The 6235-nt window shown below is 65.9% G+C and carries 8 protein-coding genes and 1 pseudogene; 3 read left to right on the top strand and 6 right to left on the bottom strand.

All coding sequences use genetic code 11. From position 1 onward, the window contains the following. Positions 1-280 precede the first annotated feature (280 nt). On the bottom strand, positions 281-988 hold the full coding sequence (locus ACFTZB_RS41725; protein WP_378441227.1) for a DUF4352 domain-containing protein: 708 nt from the start codon (positions 986-988) through the stop codon (positions 281-283). Positions 989-1308: 320 nt separating this feature from the next. Between ACFTZB_RS41725 and ACFTZB_RS41720 the strand changes: the two genes are divergently transcribed. Beyond that, the gene (locus ACFTZB_RS41720; protein WP_378441225.1) at positions 1309-1572 is read left to right on the top strand and encodes a hypothetical protein; all 264 of its coding nucleotides are present in this window, start codon (positions 1309-1311) and stop codon (positions 1570-1572) included. A gap of 703 nt (positions 1573-2275) precedes the next feature. Here ACFTZB_RS41720 and ACFTZB_RS41715 read toward each other — a convergent pair. Next, positions 2276-2758, bottom strand: coding sequence for an STAS domain-containing protein (locus tag ACFTZB_RS41715; protein WP_378441223.1), 483 nt, complete (start codon positions 2756-2758; stop codon positions 2276-2278). Positions 2759-3045: 287 nt separating this feature from the next. Between ACFTZB_RS41715 and ACFTZB_RS41710 the strand changes: the two genes are divergently transcribed. Then, positions 3046-3396, top strand: coding sequence for a hypothetical protein (locus ACFTZB_RS41710; protein WP_378441221.1), 351 nt, complete (start codon positions 3046-3048; stop codon positions 3394-3396). Between the two features lie 293 nt (positions 3397-3689). On the opposite strand, the gene ACFTZB_RS41705 is transcribed toward ACFTZB_RS41710, so the two are convergent. The 4 genes from ACFTZB_RS41705 to ACFTZB_RS41690 form a co-directional block, all read right to left on the bottom strand. Next, positions 3690-4022, bottom strand: a complete 333-nt coding sequence (locus ACFTZB_RS41705; protein ID WP_378441219.1) for a hypothetical protein — start codon at positions 4020-4022, stop codon at positions 3690-3692. After that, positions 4007-4360 carry a hypothetical protein gene (locus ACFTZB_RS41700; protein WP_378441217.1) on the bottom strand — a complete coding sequence of 118 codons (354 nt, stop codon included), beginning with the start codon at positions 4358-4360 and terminating at the stop codon, positions 4007-4009. The genes ACFTZB_RS41705 and ACFTZB_RS41700 overlap by 16 nt, the downstream gene beginning before the upstream one ends. A gap of 156 nt (positions 4361-4516) precedes the next feature. Next, the gene (locus ACFTZB_RS41695) at positions 4517-4687 is read right to left on the bottom strand and encodes a hypothetical protein (RefSeq protein WP_378441215.1); all 171 of its coding nucleotides are present in this window, start codon (positions 4685-4687) and stop codon (positions 4517-4519) included. Positions 4688-5159: 472 nt separating this feature from the next. Next, positions 5160-5285, bottom strand: coding sequence for a hypothetical protein (locus ACFTZB_RS41690; protein ID WP_378441213.1), 126 nt, complete (start codon positions 5283-5285; stop codon positions 5160-5162). A 549-nt stretch (positions 5286-5834) separates the two neighbouring features. Here ACFTZB_RS41690 and ACFTZB_RS41685 point away from each other — a divergent pair. After that, a pseudogene (locus tag ACFTZB_RS41685) lies at positions 5835-6235 on the top strand (hypothetical protein); the annotation flags it as partial.

Genomic DNA, 6235 nt, shown 5'->3' with positions numbered 1-6235 from the left:
ATGCGCAGCTGTCGATTCCTCCGCCCGCATCACTCCCAGCCCGTCCGGTCGACTGCAGCGTCGGGGCAGCAGTGGTCGACAGGTCGGACGGAAGGGCGACGTGCTGGTCTTACCTTCATCGCATCCGCTGGGGCGGCGGAACGGACCGCGTCGCTTCCTCTGCGGAAAGGGATGAGTGGCCGAGGGCCTGGGCGGTCTGCGGTCCAGCCCGCAGGCCGCACAGACATCGGATACTCGCACCGGGGTTGATGGGCCGGTAGGCCGACCAACGCTGGCCCTGCTAACGCTGATTGATCCAGCCGACCCTGTCGGAGGAGAAGTCGAACGAGGGGTCGTAGAGGACGACGTACTGGCCGGGTGGGGAGCCGGCGCGGTTGTCGAAGCACACGTCTCCGGTCGCGGTGCCGCCCGGTGCGACATTGCCGTAGCTGAGGACGTTCGGTCGCCCGGTGATCCAGGTGTTGCGGATGGCGCCGGCCGGGTCCTGCAGCTTCCAGTCGAACTCGGCGAAGTCGGCGGGATCGTCGCCGGCGTTGTTGATGGTGACCGTGGTGCACAGGACGGAGCTGAAGGGGTCGGTCTCATCGGCGAGGGGCGTGGTCGTGGTGGTCACGTTGTCGACGGTCACCGAGTCGCCGGCGTTGGCGGCGGTGTCCCCGTCGGTCTTGCCTTGAAAGGTCAGGCCGGTGTCCGCGGACTGACCGCCGCTGCCGTTCCCCGATGTCACGGTGGGTTCGTCGTTTCCGCCCATGCTGCTGGCGATGATTGCGATGCAGCCGCCGAAGAAGAGGACGACGACACCGATCAGGATCCAGGGCCATTTCCTGTGCTTCTTCGGGGGTGGGGGTTGTTGGTAGTAGCCCGGTGGGTAGGCGCCGGGCTGGCCGCCTTGGGGGTAACCCGGTGGGATGTTTCCGCCGGGTGGTCCGTACGGAGGGGTGTCGCGGTGTTCGGGATCTTGCGGGGAGGGTGGGGTTGTGTCGGGCATGACGGTCCTTCGGCGATTTGTCTTCACCCATTGAGGGTGACATAGATCACATATCGACCGGTTTCGTTGTTCTGTTACCGACACGCGTCAGCCGCCGCGGAGTTTTGCTCTGGCAAGTTCCGGCGCGGGCGTCCTTGCATCCAATCGGGAAGGTAATGAGCTGGTGCTCGCCGAGCGGTGGGAGCACCGTTGGCGGCAGGCGCAAGCACCGGAGTCCGGCCGGTTCGTTGTCGATCGCCAGGCCTGGCGGCGTCGCGCGTGAGGTTTCGTCGGCGAGGTGCTTATGATCCGGGCGTGTAGCCGACCGGAAGGCGCAGACCATGCCCGAGAAGAAGGATCACAGTCCGAGACCCGAACCCGGTCCGTTCGGCGCGGGCGCGCGGGTGTTGGTGCGTCGGCCGTCCGAACCGGCGCAGACCGGTCGGATCATCGAGGACTACGCCGAGCTGACCGACACCGAGGAGCGCGGGCATGCCTGGGCGCCGGTGCATCGGTGGGGCGTTGCCCTCGACGACGGTCGCCTGGTCTTCGCCGACACCGACGACCTCACTGCCGACCCGAGCACGCCAGGATCCGCCGGGTAGACCGACCCTGGGCGGTGGACGAACCACTCAGGGACCGTCCCCCGGAGGGGCGACCACAGCTGCAGGGTTCTCCCCGTGGTGGCGGGACTGGCCGGGTGTTGACCTGATCCGCCGCCCTGACGGTCCTGAGCCTACGAGGGCGACGGAGGTGCTCGTCGCTGGTCCTGGGCGTATCGGGTTGCCGAGGCTGGGTGCACCCAGCCATCGCCTGGGGGTGGTGTCGGCTTGTCGGTCGGCCGCCGGATGGGCGGGCCGCGGTCGCGGCGGCGGCGACTGTCTCGTGAGTGACACCGTCGGCCGGAAGTCGCGGGACGGGGAGGTCTGTGGCAGCCAGCGGCGGCGTGGGTTGTGCTGGCGGCCAGCCAAGCGCAGCCCCCGCCAACGATGAATATCAGCTGGCAGGGGCGCTACACGGTCAACCTGCACGTAGTGACGAGCGGCGCATGACTGATCTTCGTGAGCGACGGTGGGGAAGTCCAGGGATTGTGATCCACACCATCACACCATTGTCGATGATGGTGGCCCGATCTCCCATGGCAGCGCTTTCTGCCCGGACACGGTGCAGACCGAGTCCGCTCTTCAGGCCCGATTCTGCGAGGACTGTTTTGCGGTGGCCGCGTACGGTGCGACCCCGGTGTCGGGTCCGGAATGTGCGGTCTGCGGCTGTAGGTGGGTTTCGGGTGGGCGGATCAGATGGGTGGGATCAGCGGAACGGGGGACTCGGTGGTGGTGGGGGTGCGGTGCGGGCGGCGTGGAATGCGTCGGTGACGGTGGGGTAGCAGCCGATGGTGGTGTCGATCCGGGTGCGGTGCAGCAGGCGTCGGTGTGGTTCGTCGGCGGCGACGGTCAGGGCGCGGTGATCTCGGCCGAGTTCGGTGGCGGCGGCGGTGAGGACGGCGAGGGCGGGGCAGCCGAGGAAGGGTACGTCGAGCAGGTCCATCACCACGCCGGGGCCGGGGTGGTGGGTGGCTTGGTGCAGGCAGGCGGCCAGGATGGGGGCGCTGACGATGTCGAGGTTGCCGCACACGGTGAGCATTGCCGGGCCGTCTCCGGTCTCGTCGATCAGGATCTGCAGGTCCGCCTGCCGGTGGGCGACGTTCCCCCCGCGGGGGCTCGCGTCCGCAAATTCATCGACAATGCTTGTGGCGGGCGGTGTTTCGGTTGAGGAAAGCGGGTACGTGGTCATGGCGTCCTCCCAGGGGTGGGGGCCGTCCGGGGAACGGTACTTGGGGGATGAGACGTGTGGAGGGGTGAGGCCGCGAGTGTGGGGTTGTCGTCCCGGTGTTGGCTGGGGCCGGTGTTAGTCCGGGGCTGCTGGCTCAACCTCTACAGATGACGGTAAGCGCGGTGTGGTGGGAACGCAACCAGCCGCGGACGCCGCTGAATGGGCACCTCGCCGCGGGCCGCCCGGGCACGTGGGGAGGCGGTGTGACGCGGATTGCGAGATCTCGCTCGACAAGAGAGGCTGCTGAGATGCCGCGCTTCTATACAGTGGATCGAAGAGGAAGCCTCCACGAGGGACAAACACTTGGTCTCACCCGTTACGACGACATTACCCCGGCGGTGCTTCAACATCACCTGGACGTACTGTTCCCAGACGGCGTCGCCGCCCACGGTGAGAACAACTTCGTCAGTGCAGACGCTCGTTTTCAGGTCACCGATCACGTGATCGAGTTGGCCTGGGAGAATGTGCGGCGCGCACATTTCCCGGCTGCACCATCTCGATTGCAATCGGTCTTCGCAGTGGACGGCCTGGACGAGGCTCGGGCATTCCGCACTGCATTCGATCCGACCGGAACCGCCAAGATATGGCGACTGGTCTGATCGCCGCACCATCCGCACTCGAGAAGCGTTGCTGCTCTGTTGTATTCGTGCGGCGACCGCAGTCGATAGACGCATGCTCTGTGGTCGTCGGCGAGTTGGGAGGAACTTGTCTCGCACGGTCACGGTTAGGAGGTGAAGACCTGACAACCTATCGTTCTCGGAGACAATCGATGTCATTACTCTGATTGACCTCGGCACCGGCGGACGAGACACAGTTGCGGACCGCTGACGACTGGTGAGGCAGTCCGCCGTTCACGGGGTTCGCTCATATTTGGTCACGCCTTCTTGGCAGATCAGGGCCGTTGTTGTAGGAGGCGGGGAACGAGGCTTTGCGCGCGGAGCCAGGTTTCGATCGTGGGGTCGATCCACGTGAGGATGGTGAGGAGTTCGTGGTGGAGGGCGGCGATGTCTTTGCCGGTGTCTCCGACGGTGGGTCCGTGGATGGGTTCGTGGTGGGCGATGCGGTTGCGCAGGGTGTTGAGGTGGTCGAGGCGGGTGTATACATCGCTGCGCCGGCGCGGCGTCTGGTGGGGGTAGGCGTGCCGCAGGGCCGGCGTCCACAGTGTTGCCTCGTAGGATCTCGAGTGCAGGAAGCGCCAGAATCCGAACATCAGCTCGGCGACCACGCGCCTTCGGTTTCCTGTCTGCGTCCTCGTGCTGCGCGGGTGCGGGCCTTGGTGACGTCGTCTGCCGACCGTGCAGACAGTGCAGGGTGCCGGTACCACGGGGTGGTCGAGTTCTGCCTGGCCACCCACTGTTGGAGCTGGCGGTGGCAGGCGTTGCGCAGGATGACTTCGAAGTAGCTGAAGTCAGCGAAGAGTGCGGCGCTGACCTGGGTGTTCCACTCGTACAGGTCGAGAGCACGATCGATGTCGCCGCCCGCAGCGCGCACATACGGTGCCAGCCGTTCGCTGGTCAGCCCCGTTTGCAGGCTGGTGACAAGGGTAGTCGGGCGGTTCGTCATCTCACTCCGAGTCGTGTACGGTTGATCGCGAAGACCCCGGATCGGCCTCTGCACTTCGTGCATGTCACCGGGGTTTTGTTCATTCAGTGGGCTCTACAGTGCGTTCAGGAGGGGGCCGGCAAATGCTCCCCGGCACTCGGGTGATGCCAGGAGAAATCATGTCGGATCCCACGGCGACTGTTCGAGGCCGTTGAGCTCATCGAGAACCTGATCGACACTCGTGGTCGGAGGCCGGAAGTCTCCGCCCTCCGACGCGCGGAGGCGGTCGCGCAGGTAGGCGAGCATGGCGAGTTCACGTTCGAGGTCTGCTGCGGTTCGGTCGCTCACGAGCCAATCCTGCCCTGAGCGTGCGGGTGATCAGAATTGCGCCCACGCCGGCCTTCGAGAAGAGCTCCGCTCCCGCGTCGACACAAAGACTATGGCCCATATGGGTGCTAATAGCCGGTAGAGCGACACGACGATTTGTGCCGGGTACGGCGCCGAGTTGCGACATGGCCGACTCCGATCCCGGGGACCGGCGGTGTGCTGCGGTTGAATGGGAGGCATGGGGTCGTCCGCGGTGGAGCAGCTGTGGCAGACGTTGTCCGAGAACGAGTTGGCGTTGGTGTGCGTCCGGGGCCCGCAGTGTGAGTGGGCGGATCTGATGACGGCCGCGGACCACGCGGCCGGGGAGCTGACCTGGCTGGCCCGGGACACGAGCGAGATCGCCGAGCAATATCCCCGAGGCGTCGGCCGCGCACAGCAACACCGTGACGGCGCCGACGCTGACCGCCGCGGAGCAGGGTGTGGTGTGGGCCGCCTACACCGCCGCCGGCGGCATCCCGGAACCCACCGCGCCTGCGGATCGGTTGGCGGGGTGCGCGCGGTGCGGCCAGTTCACGACGGAGATGACGCCGGTCGGGCAGGTGATATCCCGGCGGTTCACCGGCTTCGAATCCTGGACGAACCTGGCCGCCCGACACCTGTGTGTGGCGTGCGTGTGGGTGTACCGACACCGCTCGCTACGAAGCGAAGCTCACATCGTGACTCGGAATCCCGGGACTCTGGCTACAGCGAGCCCACAGTCGCTACGCCAGGTGCTATCTACCGCCCATTCCCGGGGATATGGCGGTGATCGTCCCGCTGCGGCCGGGCCGCAAACACCTGCTGCCCGATGCCCGCTGGGGGGCAGATCACGGTAGACGACACCCACCTGGCCTGGTGCGAATCCGACATGGTCCGCCTCGACGTGATGCGCCGGCTCCGAGACCTGGGATTTACCGAAACTATGCTCCGCGACGAGGTGCCGGCATACACGGTATTGCACAGGCTGTCCGCAGACCGATGGCGACAGGTATTCGACGACTGGAATCGACTGACTCCGTGGCGCCATGCGAACCCGTGGTGGGAGATCGGAATCCGCGCTACGCGATAACACACGACGTTCGCGTCAGGGCGGACGAATACACTCGGGTCCCATTCGAAAGGATCCGCATTGATCGCGTACCTCGCCTCTCCGACCACTGACCTCGTGAGTGCCTGGGGAACAGCGGGCGGGGCAATCGTCACCGCAATCTCAGTCGTCGTCGCGACCGCGGTCGGAATCAGGACACTGAAGGCTTCCGAGCGAGATAGCCGAGACCGTTCCCGCCCGATGGTAGGTGCACAGCTCGTGCGCGATGTGCATCCATCGGAGCGAGGCACCGCAGATCTCGTGGTCCGCAACTATGGGCAGTCGGTTGCATACGACGTCCAGGTGACATTCGATCCGACAATCGAAAGCACCGAGACCCGCAGCGGGGATGACAGCTTTGTGCCCCTCATTCGGCGTCGCTACGAGAACCCGATCGCAAATCTCATGCCGGGCGTTGAGCTTCGCAACCTATGGTTCGTCCC

It is taken from the genome of Rhodococcus sp. NPDC057014 (assembly GCF_042673295.1).
Lineage (GTDB): Bacteria > Actinomycetota > Actinomycetes > Mycobacteriales > Mycobacteriaceae > Rhodococcus_F.
Note: the sequence above shows the minus strand (reverse complement) of the source record. Positions and strands in the feature narration are given on the sequence as shown.